Here is a 14,084-nt window from a genome sequence, read left to right as displayed (position 1 = left end):
GTTCCCTCAAAATGCGATAAAATTGGGCCGCAACCGAGATAGGATTGGGATGCTTTCGATGAGGAAATACCTCTTTTCGGCAGGGTTCGCGCTGCTGGTGGCGGCGACCTCAGCCTCGATCACCATGATGACGCCGCCGGCTTTCGCCAGCCAGATCAAATACGTCGTCAACAACGTACCGATCACCACCGGCGACATCCAGCATCGGGCTGCCTTCCTGCGCCTGCAGCGCAAGAAGGGCAATGCCGCCGAGGAAATGATCGAGCAGACGCTGCGCGTCGCCGAAGCCAAGCGTCTCGGCATCCGCATCAGCGACGCCCAGGTCGAGGCCGCCTATCAGCGCTTTGCCACGACCAACAAGATGCAGCTCAAGCAACTCGATGGCGTCATGGCGCAGTCCGGCGTCGGCAAGGAGCATTTCAAGGAGTTCATCCGCTCGCAGATGGCCTGGAACCAGGCGCTGACCGCGCGCCATCGCTCAGAGAGCGGCGGCTCCGTGAGTGAGCAGGACGCAGTAAGGCGCATGCTCGACAAGGGCGGCAACAAGCCGACCGCCATGGAGTACATGCTGCAGCAGGTCATTTTCGTCGTGCCGGCGGCCGAGCGTAGCGCGACGCTGTCCAAGCGCAAGCGCGAGGCCGACGCTATGCGCGCCCGCTTCAACGGCTGCAACACCTCGCGCGAATTCGCCAAGGGCCTGATCGACGTCACTGTTCGCGATCTCGGCCGGATACTGGCGCCGCAATTGCCGCCGGACTGGGCCGACCAGATCAAGGCCACCAAGGTCGGCGGCGCCACCCCCACGCGCGAAACAGACCGCGGCGTCGAGTTCATCGGCATCTGCTCGTCGCGCGAAGTGTCCGACGACAAGGCCGCCCAGATGGTGTTCCAGAGCGAAGGCTCGAGTGGCAAGGACGCCGATGAGCTCTCCACGAAATATGTCGAGGAGTTGCGGAAGAAAGCCCGCATCGTCGAGCGCTGAAGTCGCCAGAGGCAGCGCTGGCGCTGAGCGCCGGCGATCCATCCGGCGTCGGGCCGGAAATCGCCATTGCCGCCTGGCAGGCGCGCGACAGCGCCGGTGTGCCGCCCTTCTACCTTATAGCCGATCCGGCGCTGATTGCCGCACGGGCGCGCCTGCTCGGCGCCGATGTGCCAATCACGGAGACAGTGCCAGCCGAAGCGGAGCGCGTCTTTGGGCGCGCCCTGCCCGTCATGCCGCTTGCCGCCCGCTTCGTCGACGACCCCGGTCGGCCGGACCCGGCCAACGCCGCCGGCATCATCGAGGCCATCGACCGCGCTGTTGACGATTGCCTTGGCGGTCGCGCGGCGGCGGTCGTTACGTGCCCGATCGCCAAGAAGCCGCTCTACGATGCCGGCTTCCGTTTTCCCGGTCACACCGAGTATCTGGCGCATCTGGCGACGCTCCACACCGGCGCACAAGCAATGCCGGTGATGATGCTTGCCGGTCCCGAGTTGCGCACGGTTCCGGTCACCATCCACATTGCGCTGCGCGAGGTGCCGGAAGCGCTGACGACGGATTTGATCGCCGCGACCGCCCGCATCACCGCCGCCGACCTCGAATATCGCTTCGGGATTGCCAAGCCGCGGCTTGCCGTTGCCGGCCTCAATCCGCATGCCGGTGAAGGCGGCGCGATGGGCGCCGAGGACGAGCGCATCATCCGCCCGGCGATCGAACGGCTGAGGGCGGAGGGCATCGACGCTTTCGGGCCGCTGCCGGCCGACACGCTGTTCCACGCCCGCGCCCGAGCCGGCTACGATGTGGCGCTGTGCATGTATCACGATCAGGCGCTGATCCCGGCTAAGGCGCTGGCGTTCGACGAGGCGGTCAACGTTACGCTCGGCCTACCCTTCATCCGCACTTCACCGGATCACGGCACCGCTTTCGATATCGCCGGCAAGGGCATAGCCCTGACCGACAGCCTGATCGCGGCGCTCAGGCTCGCCCGCAGGCTTGCCGACAACGGGGCGAAGGCTGCCGCCGCATGAGGCTTTGCATGAGAGCGGTCGCATGAGCACCGAGGGGCTGCCGCCGTTACGCGCGGTGATCGAACGCCATGGGTTGCAGGCGAAAAAGGCGCTCGGCCAGAATTTCCTGCTCGACCTCAACCTGACCGGCAAGATCGCGCGTGCCGCCGGCGACCTGACGGACGCCACGGTAATCGAAGTCGGCCCGGGTCCAGGTGGCCTGACTCGGGCGCTGCTGTCCCACGGCGCGGCTCGGGTCGTCGCCATCGAGCGCGACGAGCGCTGCCTGGCAGCGCTCGCGGAGGTGTCAGATCACTATCCGGGCCGTTTGGAAATCATTGCCGGCGACGCGTTGAAGACGGATTTTGCAGCGCTTGCCGAAGGCGCACATGGAGGCAATGGATCTGTGAGGATCGTCGCCAACCTGCCCTACAATATCGGCACCGAACTTTTGATACGCTGGCTGACCGTCGCCGAGTGGCCGCCCTTTTACGCATCGATGACGCTTATGTTCCAGCGCGAGGTGGCCGAGCGCATCGTCGCCCGCCCCGGCAGCGATGCCTATGGCCGGCTGGGCGTGCTGGCAGGCTGGCGGACGGAGGCAAAAATCGCTTTCGACGTGCCGCCGCAAGCCTTCACGCCGCCGCCCAAGGTGGTGTCGTCGGTGGTGCATCTGGTGCCGCGGGCAAATCCGCTGCCCGCCGAAGTCAAGAAGCTCGGCCGCGTTACCGAAGCGGCCTTCGGCCAGCGCCGCAAAATGCTGCGGCAGAGCGTCAAGAGCCTCGGCGGCGAAGCCCTGCTCACCCGCGCCGGCATCGATCCGACGCGGCGGGCGGAAACCTTGAGCGTCGAGGAATTCGTGCGACTGACCAACGCGGTGTGATTGCGCCGGCCCCTAGTCCGTCTTCTCGTCGAGCAGCCCCGAGACGAAATCGAACAGGCCGGGCCGGCGGTCGCGTCTGAGCCGCTCGGCTATGACTATGCCGCGTACCTCGGCGAAGGCACGGTCGAGATCGTCGTTGATGATGACGAAATCATATTCCTTCCAGTGCTCGATCTCGTTGCGAGCGTTCTTCAGACGCGTCTCGATCACCGATTCCTGGTCCTCGGCGCGGCGCTTCAGCCGCGCCTTCAACTCTTTCATCGAGGGCGGCAGGATGAAGATCGAGACGATGTCGGCGCGCATCTTCTCCTTGAGCTGCTGGGCGCCCTGCCAGTCGATGTCGAACAACATGTCGCGGCCCTGTGCCAGCGCCAGCTCGGCCGGCTCACGCGGCGTGGCATAGCAATTGCCATGCACTTCGGCCCATTCAAGCAGTTCGTCCGAATCGCGCAGCCGCTCGAACTCACGCATGGTGCGGAAATGATAGTGGACGCCTTCGATCTCGCTGCCGCGGCGCGGCCGCGTGGTGACGGAGACCGACAGTTCGAGACTGGAATCGCTCTCCAGAAGATTGCGCGCGATCGTCGACTTGCCGGCGCCGGACGGCGACGACAGCACGAGCATCAAACCCCGGCGGCGAATGCGGGAACCCAAATCCCTGGCAACCATAGGCTCCTTGGCGACCATCAGGGTTACTCCAGATTCTGGACCTGTTCGCGAAACTGGTCGACGACCGCCTTCAGCTCCAGCCCTATGGCGGTGATCGCAGCGGCGTTCGACTTCGAACACAGCGTATTCGATTCGCGGTTGAATTCCTGCGCCAGAAAATCGAGCTTGCGGCCGATGGCGCCGCCGCCTGCCAGCAGCACCCGGCCGGATGCCACATGTGTCTTCAGCCGGTCGATCTCCTCGCGGATGTCGGCCTTGGTGGCCAGGAACGCCGCTTCCATATGCAACCGGCTGGCATCGAGATTGGCGGAGGCATCCATCAGCAGCCGCACCTGCTCGGTAATCCGTTCGCGGATCACCGCCGGCTCGCGCGACGGATCGGCCTCGGCGCGCAGCGTCAGCGCCTCGATAGCGTCGATATGACCGGACAGCAGCGAGCGCAGGGCGGCGCCCTCGCTCTGGCGTGCCTGCTCCAGCCCGCCCAGCGCCACTTCGAGCGCCGAGAGTATCGCGCTGTCGAGCGCCGCCCGCGCCTCTTCGGTTTCGACGGTTTCGGGGATGTCGAGCACGCCGCGCAGCGAAAGCAGCCCGTCGGCTGTCGCAGGCGCTGCGCCGAACATCTCCTGCAGCCGCTTGGCCAGCCCCGCCAGATCTCTCAGGAAGGCCTCGTTGACCACGGGCTGCGCCTGCTGGCCGGCTGCGCGGCCGACGGTCAGCGTTGCCTGGAAATTGCCGCGCGCAAAGCGCTTCTGCACCGTCTGCCTGACGGCCGGCTCAAGCCGCTCGAGGCCTTGCGGCAGCCGCAGCCTGACCTCGACGATTTTGCCGTTGACCGACTTCACCTCCCAGGCGATCGACGTGCCGTCATGCTCGGCGACGGCCCGTGCAAAACCGGTCATGCTCTGCAAATTCATGATGCCCTTGCTTCCCCCTGGCGCATGATCCCGGAAGCGGTTCCGGGCCAGATCGTGCGCGGCTTCAAAATCCGGAGCGCCTGTTCGCGTCGAATCGGACGCAGGGCGCTCCTGATGACAAAATCAGCACGTCCCGGCCGTCAGACGAATCGGAGGGACGACTTCACAACCGTCCGGGCGCTACTGCGCCGCCGCTCCGGCGTCGCCATCGCCGTCGTCAACCGGCGCGTCGGTCTGACCTTCCACCTTGGCGGCGTCGGCCTTGGCAGCACCGGCCTTGGCGGCTTCATCGGCCAGTTCCTTCTGCAGCGCCCGGTAGCGGGCGACATTCTCGTTGTGCTCGGCCAGCGTCGCGGCAAAGACGTGACCGCCGGTGCCGTCGGCAACGAAATACAGGTCGTCGGTCTTCGACGGATTGGCGACGGCTTCCAGTGCCGCACGGCCAGGATTGGCGATCGGCGTCGGCGGCAAGCCGTTGATCAGATAAGTGTTGTAGGGCGTCGGCTTCTTGATGTCAGACTGATAGATTGGGCGGTCGGCGGGTTTGCCCTTGCCGCCGAACAGGCCGTAGATAATGGTCGGATCGGACTGCAGCCGCATGCCCTTGGCCAACCGGTTGAGGAAGACCGCCGCGACCCGCGAGCGTTCGTCGCCCTTGCCCGTCTCTTTCTCGACGATCGAAGCCAGGGTGACGAAGTCTTCGACACTGGCCAGAGGCAGATCGGGGGCGCGCCGCTGCCAGACTTCCTCGACAAGGTTCTTCTGGTCCGCCAAAAGCTTTTCGACCATCTGCTGGCGTGTCGCGCCGCGGGTGAAACGCAGCGTGTCGGTAGCAAGGCTGCCCTCGGGTGGAATGGTCCCCGGCATATCGCCGTCGAGCGCCGCCTGGTCGGCGATGCGCTGCAGCGCCTGCTCGACCGTCAGCCCCTCGGGGACGGTCAGCGAATACATCACCGACTTGCCGCTCTTCAGCAACTCCATGATGTCGCGCATCGAGGCCTGCGGCTTGATCTCGTATTCGCCGGCCTTCAGGGCGGAATCATTGCCAAAAGCGCGCACGCCAAGGCGGAAGATGCGCGCATCGCTGATCAGTCCGCGCCGCTCGAGCTGCTCTGCAATCTCCTGGACGCCGGTATTCGGCTTGACCAGGAAGGTGTCGGCATTGGCCGAAGGGCCGGGCTCGTTGAATTCCTGCTTGCCGAAATACAATGCAAAGCCAGCCGCCAGAACCAACAGCATCACCAGGGAGATGACGAAGTTCATGAACACGACGAACTGGCTGCGCGAGGCGCGCGAGCGCTTGGGCGGCGGCGTGCCGGCTTCAGGCCGCAGTGCCTCGCTGGCCGTTTTCGGCACGATCGGACCCGACGGTGCGGACCGTTGCCCGAATTGCCCGTTGTCCGCCGAATTTGTGCTCATGGCGCCCTACCGTTTGGTCTTGCAACGAATCCCCTTGGGCACAGTAGGGGCGAATATGGCAAAATTGACGACACGCATAGACCGTGCCGGTCGGCGGACCGGTCAGCCATTGTAGCGCTGGAAGACCAGCGAGGCGTTGGTGCCGCCGAAGCCGAAAGAATTGGACAGCGCCACGTCGATTTGGCGGGCGCGCGGCTTGTGCGGCACCAGGTCGATCGCCGATTCGCGCTCCGGGTTGTCGAGATTGATGGTGGCCGGCGCGATGTTGTCGCGAATGGCGAGGATCGAAAAAATCGCCTCGGCGGCGCCCGCCGCACCCAGAAGGTGGCCTATCGACGACTTGGTCGACGACATCGATATTTTCGAAGCGGCGTTGCCGACCAGCCGCTCGACGGCGCCCAGTTCGATCGTGTCAGCCATGGTCGAGGTGCCGTGCGCATTGATGTAGTCGACGTCTGCGGGCGTCAGCTTGGCCCGGTTCAGCGCCGCAACCATGCAACGGAAGGCGCCGTCACCATCTTCGGCCGGCGCGGTGATGTGATAGGCATCGCCGGTCAAGCCGTAACCGGTGACCTCGGCATAGATCTTGGCGCCGCGCGCCTTGGCGTGTTCCAGTTCCTCCAAAATGACGACGCCGGCGCCCTCGCCCATGACGAAGCCGTCGCGGTCGCGGTCATAGGGACGCGAGGCCGTTTCCGGAGCGTCGTTGCGGTCGGTCGACAGCGCCCGGCAAGCGGCGAAGCCGGCGATCGACAGCCGCGTCACCGGCGCTTCCGTGCCGCCTGCGACCATCACGTCGGCATCGCCCCACATGATCAGCCGGGCGGCATCGCCGATGGCATGCGCACCAGTGGAGCAAGCCGTGACGACGGCGTGGTTGGGGCCTTTCAGCCCATGCCGGATCGAAACCTGGCCGGATACAAGATTGATGATCTGGCCGGGGATGAAGAACGGGCTGATGCGGCGCGGACCGCGCTCCTTCAGGATCATCGCGTTCTCGGCGATGCCTTCGATGCCGCCGATGCCGGAGCCGATCAGCACGCCGGTGGCGCATTGCTCCTGATGCGTCTTCGGCGCCCACCCCGAATCCTTCAGCGCCTCGTCGGCGGCCGCGATCCCGTAGAGGATGAAGTCGCCGATCTTGCGCAGTTCCTTCGGCTCGAGAAGGGTCTCGGGATTGAAGGTGGCATTCTCACCATTGCCGCGCGGGATGACGTGGGCGACCTTGCAGGCAAGATCCTCCACCTCGAACTCGGTGATCCGCTTGGCTGCGCTGCGGCCGGTCAGAAGTTCCTTCCAGCCGTGCTCAAAGCCTGCGCCGAACGGCGAAAGCAGCCCAAGGCCCGTGACGACGACACGCCTCATCGCAGGTCCTCCTCGGTGATGACTGCAAATAGCGTCAGGCCGAAGCCTTGTCGATGTACTTCACCGCATCGCCGACAGTCAGGATGGTTTCGGCCGCATCGTCCGGGATCTCGACGCCGAATTCTTCTTCGAACGCCATGACGAGTTCGACCGTGTCGAGACTGTCCGCGCCCAGATCATCGATGAAGCTCGCCTGCTCCGTCACCTTGTCGGCATCGACGCCAAGGTGCTCGATAACGATCTTCTTGACGCGCTCTGCGGTGTCACTCATTTGGGCATCCTCGTCTTTTGTTTGTCTGTCTTCGTTAGCGGGCAGAATGCCGCTAATCAAGCTGAAAGATGGTCCTGTCGGAAACGCAACGGCACCGGACCGGTTTGCCCGAACCGCCGGGTTGCGGGCCGCATTACACGAAAATCGGCCGGGCTCCAAGGCGAAAAGGGGTGTTTCCCGCAACTGTCAAATCATCGCCATGCCGCCATTGACGTGAATGGTCTGGCCGGTGACATAGGCGGCTTCGTTGGAAGCGAGGTAAGCGACGGCGGAGGCGACTTCGGCGCTGGTGCCCATGCGCCGTGTCGGAATCGCCGCCATGATCGCCTCTTTCTGCTTGTCGTTGAGCTTGTCGGTCATCGCCGATTCGATGAAGCCCGGGGCGACGCAGTTGACGGTGATGTTGCGCGTAGCGATCTCCTGCGCCAGCGACTTGGAAAAGCCGATCATGCCGGCCTTGGAGGCGCAGTAGTTGGTTTGGCCGGGATTGCCGGTGACGCCAACCACAGAGGTGATGTTGATGATGCGGCCATGCCGGCGCCGCATCATCGGATGGGTGAGTTCGCGGGTCAGCCGGAACACGGCGGTCAGATTGACCTCAAGCACCGAATCCCAGTCGGCGTCCGCCATGCGCACGAAAAGCCCGTCCTTGGTGATGCCGGCATTGTTGACGAGAATGTCGACGCCTTCGAGATCGGCCTCGACCTTTTGGCCGAGCGCCTTAACCTCGTCGCGATTGGAAAGGTTCGCCGGGAACAGCTTGACCCGGTCGCCGAGCTCGGCCGCCAGCGTTTCCAGCTTCTCGACGCGCGTGCCGTGCAGGCCGACGACAGCGCCCTGCGCATGCAGCACCCTGGCGATAGCCTCGCCGATGCCTCCCGATGCGCCTGTGACGAGCGCCTTGCGGCCGGTCAATTCGAACATGTCTTTGATCCTCTTCCAAATCGGACAGGCCGGCGAATGTGGCTACCTGTAGACATCACTGCGGTGGCCTATTGTAACCACCAGAATGACGAGCCGCTTGTCCTGCACATCGCAGATAATTCGATAATCCCCAACCCGGTACCTCCAAAAAGTCGCTAACGGTCCCTTCAGCGGCTTGCCGGCTTCACGCGGATTGTCGAGGGCGGCAATACGGTTCTCAATGAAGTCGCGGAGCCGGTGACGTGTCTGCGGATCCAGTTTTTCAATAAATTTGCGCGCCGAGCGGGCATATTCAAGCGTCCAGGCCACGCCAGAAGTCCTCGGCTGTCATGACGTCCTCGTCGCCGCTTCTGATCCGCTCCAGCACTTCGGCCGCGAGGTAATAGTCTTCCACGTCCTCAAGACCGCGCTCGATGAGTTCGCGCAGATAATAAGCTTTACTGCGGCCAGTCCTGGCCGCGAGAAAATCCAGACGCTCTTCGATTTCGGGGGCAAGTCGGATTGATGTCGGCATTCCGATCTCCTGTGAATACATGTATTCACATATCCCGACGAGGCCAAGAATTCAAGCGCCCGCATCAGCCGGACGCGCATGGTTCAATCGAGCGCCACCAACGCCGCCTCGACATCGGCTGGCGTGCCGACGGCGCCGGTGGCGATGTCGCGGTTGATGCGCCGCGCCAGTCCCGACAGCACCTTGCCGGCGCCCACCTCGTACAGCGTCGCAATGCCGTTGGCGCCAAACCATTCCACCGTTTCGCGCCAGCGCACGCGCGCCGTCACCTGTTCGACCAGGCGGTGGGCGATTGCATCCGGATCGCTGGACGGCGTGACCGACACGTTGGAGACCACGGGTACGAACGGCGTGTTCTTCGTCACGCCGGCCAGCGCCTCGCGCATGGCCTCGGCCGCCGGTGCCATCAGCGCCGAATGGAAGGGCGCCGAGACCTGCAGCATCAGCACCCGCTTGGCGCCCTTTTCCGTGCACAGCTTCGCCGCCTGCTCGACGGCCGCCCTGGCGCCGGAGATCACCAGTTGGCCACCGCCATTGTCGTTGGCGATCTGGCAAATCGAATCTTTGGCCGCTTCAGCGCAGGCGGCTTCGACATCGGCCTGTTCCAGCCCGATGATGGCCGCCATGGCGCCCTCGCCGGCCGGCACAGCCGCCTGCATGGCATTGCCGCGGATACGCAAGAGCCGGGCGGCATCGGCGACCGAAACGAAACCGGCGGCGGCAAGTGCCGAATATTCGCCGAGCGAGTGGCCGGCGACATAGGCGACCTTGTGCTTCAGCGAGAGGCCGCGCGATTCCAGCGCCCGGATGGCGGCGAGCGACACAGCCATCAGCGCCGGCTGGGCATTGGTGGTCAGCGTCAGCCTCTCTTCCGGCCCTTCCCAGATCAGCTTCGACAGGTTTTCGCCGAGCGCGTCGTCAACCTCTTCGAAGATCTTCCGCGATTCCGGAAAGGCGTCGGCGAGGTCCTTGCCCATGCCGACAGCCTGGCTGCCCTGTCCCGGAAAGGTGAATGCGACTGCCATGCGTGCCTCCCAAGCGGCTGATTTTTCCTGCCTGTGACGCAAGGCGGGCGGACAAGTCAAGTCCGCTAGCAGCCCGACCCGGCCGCTCCGGCTCGGTATCGCTGGCCGAGTACCTGTTCCAAAAGGTTTTTTTACGATCACTCATGATGAAAATCGCTCACGATTCGTTTGCTGGCTCTTCTTATTTCAGCCACAGACGCTAGCTTTTCGTGACATATCGATGACAGCTCAATGACACTTTTGTGTATGGTCGGGGGAATTGTAAGGTGGCAAGGATCAAGAAAGGCGTTGGCAAATCCGCGCCACAGTTTCTGGAAGGCGATCCGGCCACCGGCTATCTGCCGGGCCGGAAATGGCCTGTTATCCGCTATGGCCTCGTCAGCCTTCTCGCCGCCACCATCCTGGTTTTTGCCATCGAACTGATCGTGCGCGGCGACTTTGCCGGCACCGTCGGCTTCTTCCTGCAGCCCTTCAAGCCCGGCTGGACCACCATCATCATCTTCGCGCTGATCCTGATCGGCCTCGATGCCGTGCTCGGCCGCAGCCACCAGAGCCTGATGATCGTCGCGCCGCTGACGCTGGCGCTAGCCTTTGTCGGCCACCAGAAATCGCTCTATCTCGGCGATCCGCTCTATCCGACCGATTTCCTCTATTCACGTCAGATCGTGGCGCTGATGCCGCTGCTGGTGCGCGAACGTCCGGGAACCGCCATCGCTCTGGCGGTCGGCATCGTCGGCAGCCTCTCGCTGCTCGTTTATGGCTGGCGGCTGTGGCGCCGCCGGGTACCGGCGCTCGGTCGCAAGGGGCGCCTGGCCCGGCTGACGCTGACCGTGCCGCTGCTCGCCTTCTTCGTGTCGATCATGGATTACGCGACGTTCTCGTGGACCCGCGACCGGCTGCAAATCATCCCGATCATGTGGGACCAGAAGGAAAATTACGCCTCCAACGGCTTCGCACTGGCCTTCGCCCTCAACGTGCCAATGGCCCATGTCCCCGCGCCTGCCGGCTACTCCGACAAGGCGATCGCGGCGATCGAAAGATCTGGCGTGAAGGCATCGGTGCCGGCCGGGAAGCCAGACATCATCATCGTCATGAGCGAATCCTTCTGGGATCCGACCGAACTGCCCGGCGTCACCATCACGCCCGATCCGATTCCCAATGTGCGGGCGCTTCGCTCCGGCCACGTGTTCTCGCCCGAATTCGGCGGCATGACCGCCAATGTCGAGTTCGAGGCGCTGACCGGCTTTTCCAACGCCTTCCTGCCGGCCGGCAGCATCCCCTACCAGCAATATGTCCGCGCGCCGGTGCCGTCGATGGCGACGTTCCTGAAGAGCCAGGGCTATGAGACGCGCGCCATCCATCCGGGCACAAGCTGGTTCTGGAACAGAACGCCGGTCTATGCCGATTTCGGCTTCGATGACTTCAAGTCCGAAGAAAACATGCCATATCTCGAAAAGCGCGGGCCGCTGACGTCGGACGCGGCGATGACCGACGAGATCATCCGCGAAGCCGACGCCACGGACGATCCGTTCTTCTACTTCGCCGTCAGCCTGCAAAACCACGGACCCTATGAACCGAATCGCTATTACAATCCGACCCACAAGGTGCAGGCTCCGACCAGCCAGTGGGCAAAGGATTCGCTGCTGAGCTTCACGGAAGGCGCATCCGACGCCGACAAGAGCCTCGAGCGCCTCATCGAATGGGCGAAGAACCGGCGGCGATCGACGGTCATCGCCTTCTTCGGCGACCATCTGCCGCCGCTCGGTCCGGTCTATGTCGAGACCGGCTTCCTCAAAGATAACGTCGCGCCACGCAAGGAGCCGCCTGACCAGATGCTGCTGCATCACCGAACACCGCTGATCGTATGGTCCAACCGCACCGGTCCGGTCGCGGACATGGGTACTGTCAGTCCAGCCTTTCTGCCTTACCATGTCCTGACCACGGCCGGGATCAGCCACCCCTATTACACCGGCTTCCTCGGCCAGATGCGCGAGCGCTACAGCGTCGTCGACCGCAATTTGTTATTGACGCCGACGGGCGAGGACACGCCCGACTGGGCGCGCAAGAAGCAAATCGACCCGGCGATTCGCGATTTCCGTCTGCTGCAATACGACATGATGTTCGGCAAGCGCCGTGCAGCGCCCGATTTCTTCCCGGAGACGGTGAACAAGCGGGTCCCGCATACAAGCTGAAGATGCGCGACATGTCGTCCTGAGCGCGGCGGTTTTTGGCTCGCCCTTGTCTTGCGGCCAAATTCCTGTATAGACGCCCGCAATCTGCCGGTCCTTGCTGGGGGCTGAACGGAGGGCCGGAGGTTTTTCAAAACCTTCGTGTGGAGCCAGAAGCGCTTCCGCCTCCCGTGTCTCCGCTCTCGACCGTCTCGTCATGCTCCTTTCTTCCCCGCCCCGCCAGGGATCGCCGGGTCAGAGAAGTTGCAGAGGCTTTTGCCGCCGGGACCGGGAGAGAAACGAAGAAAGGCAAAGAACAATATGGCTCTTTACGAACATGTGTTTCTTGCCCGGCAGGACCTCTCGCAGCAGCAGGTCGATGCGCTTGTCGAACAGTACAAGAGCGTCATCTCCGCGAATGGCGGGTCCGTCGGCCGGGTCGAGAACTGGGGACTGAAGTCCCTCACCTACCGGGTCAACAAGAACCGGAAGGCATACTATACGCTGATGGACATCACCTGCCCGCCGGCCGCGCTCAACGAGATGGAGCGCCAGATGGGCCTGTCCGAGGATGTGCTGCGTTTCCTCACCATCAAGGTCGATGCGCATGAGGAAGGCCCGTCGGCAATGATGCAGAAGCGCGAAGAGCGCTCGGAACGCGGCGGCTTCGGCGACCGTGACCGTGGCCCGCGCTCGTTCGGCGACCGCGATCGCGGCGACCGTGGCGATCGCCCGCCGCGCAGCTTCGGTGGCGATGGTGCAGACCGTGGCCCGCGCCGTCCGCGCGAAGCTGTTGAAGGGGGTGCAGAATAATGGTCGACATCAACCAGATCCCGACCCGGCGCCCGTTTCATCGCCGCCGCAAGACCTGTCCGTTCTCCGGCGCCAACGCGCCCAAGATCGACTACAAGGACGTGCGACTTCTGCAGCGCTATATTTCCGAGCGCGGCAAGATCGTGCCGTCGCGCATCACCGCCGTCAGCCAGAAGAAGCAGCGCGAACTCGCCAAGGCGATCAAGCGCGCGCGCTTCCTCGGCCTGCTGCCATACGTGGTTCGCTAACACTGATCAGTTGACCATGATCTTATCCGAAAACCGGTTTCCACTTTTCGGGATCATGGTCTAGCCAGCGGGCGGTTCGCCGCCCGCTTTTCCCACGGCGACGGGCGCCGCGGGGTTGCCATCAAATCCCGGGTTGGGGTGAAGACCTCTAACTGCCGCGACAGGCAGGACAGCGACATCGGCGGCGACGCCCTCAGCTTCCTGACCTGTTCCAGTCAATTCGGCGTCGATGCCAGTGATTTGGCGCCCAAACGAAGGAACAAAACCATGGAAGTCATTCTTCTCGAACGCGTTTCCCGCCTCGGCCAGATGGGCGATACCGTCAAGGTCAAGGATGGATTCGCCCGCAACTTCCTGCTGCCGCAGGGCAAGGCGCTGCGCGCCAACGAAGCCAACAAGAAGAAATTCGAAGGCCAGCGCGCCCAGCTCGAAGCCCGCAACCTCGAGCGCAAGTCCGAGGCCATGCAGATTTCGGAGAAGCTGGACGGCAAGAGCTTCATCGCCGTGCGTTCGGCCGGCGAAACCGGCCAGCTCTACGGCTCGGTGTCGACCCGCGACATTGCCGAGTTGCTGACGGCGGAAGGTTTCTCGGTCAACCGCAACCAGATCCTGCTCAACCAGCCGATCAAGACCATCGGCCTGACCAATGTGGCGATCGCGCTGCATCCGGAAGTCGAGGTCACCATCACGCTCAACATCGCCCGCACGGCCGACGAAGCCGAGCGCCAGGCCAAGGGCGAGACGCTGACCACAGCCGAAGCCATCTATGGCGACGACATCAACGACAATGCGCGCCCGGACAACTTCTTCGATCCCAATGCCGAGTTCGAAGGCGGCGAAGACAACGGCTGATTGCACGTCACAAGGCGTCAGAGCGGCGCTTTA

At 63.7% G+C, this 14,084-nt stretch carries 16 protein-coding genes; 7 read left to right on the top strand and 9 right to left on the bottom strand.

Annotated elements, in window-relative coordinates:
• Positions 1-49 precede the first annotated feature (49 nt).
• The 3 genes from AC0L15_RS15795 to rsmA are packed head-to-tail and all read left to right on the top strand — an operon-like array spanning position 50 to position 2,869.
• A complete protein-coding gene (locus AC0L15_RS15795; RefSeq protein ID WP_023800699.1) occupies positions 50-982 on the top strand; it encodes a peptidylprolyl isomerase in 933 nt (310 codons plus the stop codon).
• Positions 979-2,007 carry a 4-hydroxythreonine-4-phosphate dehydrogenase PdxA gene (gene pdxA, locus AC0L15_RS15790; protein WP_287245587.1) on the top strand — a complete coding sequence of 343 codons (1,029 nt, stop codon included), beginning with the start codon at positions 979-981 and terminating at the stop codon, positions 2,005-2,007. The genes AC0L15_RS15795 and pdxA overlap by 4 nt, the downstream gene beginning before the upstream one ends.
• A 22-nt stretch (positions 2,008-2,029) precedes the next feature.
• A complete protein-coding gene (gene rsmA / locus AC0L15_RS15785) occupies positions 2,030-2,869 on the top strand; it encodes a 16S rRNA (adenine(1518)-N(6)/adenine(1519)-N(6))-dimethyltransferase RsmA (RefSeq protein WP_287064406.1) in 840 nt (279 codons plus the stop codon).
• 12 nt (positions 2,870-2,881) lie between these two features.
• Here rsmA and gmk read toward each other — a convergent pair whose 3' ends face one another.
• The 9 genes from gmk to fabD all read right to left on the bottom strand — a co-directional run bounded on the left by gmk (position 2,882) and on the right by fabD (position 9,970).
• On the bottom strand, positions 2,882-3,556 hold the full coding sequence (gene gmk / locus AC0L15_RS15780; RefSeq protein WP_027152668.1) for a guanylate kinase: 675 nt from the start codon (positions 3,554-3,556) through the stop codon (positions 2,882-2,884).
• Between the two features lie 5 nt (positions 3,557-3,561).
• On the bottom strand, positions 3,562-4,452 hold the full coding sequence (locus AC0L15_RS15775) for a YicC/YloC family endoribonuclease (RefSeq protein WP_287244085.1): 891 nt from the start codon (positions 4,450-4,452) through the stop codon (positions 3,562-3,564).
• Between the two features lie 180 nt (positions 4,453-4,632).
• Positions 4,633-5,871 (bottom strand): endolytic transglycosylase MltG, encoded by a 1,239-nt coding sequence (mltG, locus tag AC0L15_RS15770; RefSeq protein WP_128172740.1) that lies wholly within the window; start codon positions 5,869-5,871, stop codon positions 4,633-4,635.
• Positions 5,872-5,973: 102 nt separating this feature from the next.
• Positions 5,974-7,236, bottom strand: a complete 1,263-nt coding sequence (gene fabF, locus AC0L15_RS15765; protein ID WP_287244087.1) for a beta-ketoacyl-ACP synthase II — start codon at positions 7,234-7,236, stop codon at positions 5,974-5,976.
• 34 nt (positions 7,237-7,270) lie between these two features.
• Entirely contained in the window at positions 7,271-7,507 is a 237-nt protein-coding gene (locus tag AC0L15_RS15760) for an acyl carrier protein (RefSeq protein ID WP_006203723.1), read from the bottom strand.
• 186 nt (positions 7,508-7,693) lie between these two features.
• Positions 7,694-8,431, bottom strand: a complete 738-nt coding sequence (gene fabG, locus AC0L15_RS15755) for a 3-oxoacyl-[acyl-carrier-protein] reductase (protein ID WP_023800706.1) — start codon at positions 8,429-8,431, stop codon at positions 7,694-7,696.
• A 42-nt stretch (positions 8,432-8,473) separates the two neighbouring features.
• Positions 8,474-8,740, bottom strand: a complete 267-nt coding sequence (locus AC0L15_RS15750) for a type II toxin-antitoxin system RelE family toxin (protein WP_128247644.1) — start codon at positions 8,738-8,740, stop codon at positions 8,474-8,476.
• Positions 8,724-8,945 (bottom strand): type II toxin-antitoxin system RelB family antitoxin, encoded by a 222-nt coding sequence (relB, locus tag AC0L15_RS15745; protein ID WP_128247645.1) that lies wholly within the window; start codon positions 8,943-8,945, stop codon positions 8,724-8,726. The genes AC0L15_RS15750 and relB overlap by 17 nt, the downstream gene beginning before the upstream one ends.
• A gap of 83 nt (positions 8,946-9,028) precedes the next feature.
• Entirely contained in the window at positions 9,029-9,970 is a 942-nt protein-coding gene (gene fabD / locus AC0L15_RS15740) for an ACP S-malonyltransferase (protein WP_287244088.1), read from the bottom strand.
• A 266-nt stretch (positions 9,971-10,236) separates the two neighbouring features.
• Here fabD and AC0L15_RS15735 point away from each other — a divergent pair, with 266 nt between their 5' ends.
• From AC0L15_RS15735 to rplI, 4 genes are all read left to right on the top strand, one after another.
• Complete coding sequence (locus tag AC0L15_RS15735) at positions 10,237-12,162, top strand: LTA synthase family protein (protein ID WP_287244090.1); 1,926 nt, start codon at positions 10,237-10,239, stop codon at positions 12,160-12,162.
• A 297-nt stretch (positions 12,163-12,459) separates the two neighbouring features.
• The gene (gene rpsF, locus AC0L15_RS15730; RefSeq protein WP_023800709.1) at positions 12,460-12,951 is read left to right on the top strand and encodes a 30S ribosomal protein S6; all 492 of its coding nucleotides are present in this window, start codon (positions 12,460-12,462) and stop codon (positions 12,949-12,951) included.
• Positions 12,951-13,199 carry a 30S ribosomal protein S18 gene (gene rpsR, locus AC0L15_RS15725; RefSeq protein ID WP_006203718.1) on the top strand — a complete coding sequence of 83 codons (249 nt, stop codon included), beginning with the start codon at positions 12,951-12,953 and terminating at the stop codon, positions 13,197-13,199. Before rpsF ends, rpsR begins: the two co-directional genes overlap by 1 nt.
• 267 nt (positions 13,200-13,466) lie before the next feature.
• On the top strand, positions 13,467-14,051 hold the full coding sequence (gene rplI, locus AC0L15_RS15720; RefSeq protein ID WP_027152677.1) for a 50S ribosomal protein L9: 585 nt from the start codon (positions 13,467-13,469) through the stop codon (positions 14,049-14,051).
• Positions 14,052-14,084 lie beyond the last annotated feature (33 nt).

The sequence above is a fragment of the Mesorhizobium sp. WSM4846 genome, from assembly GCF_055811415.1.
Note: the sequence above shows the minus strand (reverse complement) of the source record. Positions and strands in the feature narration are given on the sequence as shown.

Coding starts and splice junctions, on each gene's coding strand:
- AC0L15_RS15795 (WP_023800699.1), top strand. CDS start 50: ATGCTTTCGATGAGGAAATACCTCTTTTCGGCAGGGTTCGCGCTGCTG.
- rsmA (WP_287064406.1), top strand. CDS start 2,030: ATGAGCACCGAGGGGCTGCCGCCGTTACGCGCGGTGATCGAACGCCAT.
- gmk (WP_027152668.1), bottom strand. CDS start 3,556: ATGGTCGCCAAGGAGCCTATGGTTGCCAGGGATTTGGGTTCCCGCATT.
- AC0L15_RS15775 (WP_287244085.1), bottom strand. CDS start 4,452: ATGAATTTGCAGAGCATGACCGGTTTTGCACGGGCCGTCGCCGAGCAT.
- mltG (WP_128172740.1), bottom strand. CDS start 5,871: ATGAGCACAAATTCGGCGGACAACGGGCAATTCGGGCAACGGTCCGCA.
- fabF (WP_287244087.1), bottom strand. CDS start 7,236: ATGAGGCGTGTCGTCGTCACGGGCCTTGGGCTGCTTTCGCCGTTCGGC.
- AC0L15_RS15760 (WP_006203723.1), bottom strand. CDS start 7,507: ATGAGTGACACCGCAGAGCGCGTCAAGAAGATCGTTATCGAGCACCTT.
- fabG (WP_023800706.1), bottom strand. CDS start 8,431: ATGTTCGAATTGACCGGCCGCAAGGCGCTCGTCACAGGCGCATCGGGA.
- relB (WP_128247645.1), bottom strand. CDS start 8,945: ATGCCGACATCAATCCGACTTGCCCCCGAAATCGAAGAGCGTCTGGAT.
- fabD (WP_287244088.1), bottom strand. CDS start 9,970: ATGGCAGTCGCATTCACCTTTCCGGGACAGGGCAGCCAGGCTGTCGGC.
- rpsF (WP_023800709.1), top strand. CDS start 12,460: ATGGCTCTTTACGAACATGTGTTTCTTGCCCGGCAGGACCTCTCGCAG.
- rpsR (WP_006203718.1), top strand. CDS start 12,951: ATGGTCGACATCAACCAGATCCCGACCCGGCGCCCGTTTCATCGCCGC.
- rplI (WP_027152677.1), top strand. CDS start 13,467: ATGGAAGTCATTCTTCTCGAACGCGTTTCCCGCCTCGGCCAGATGGGC.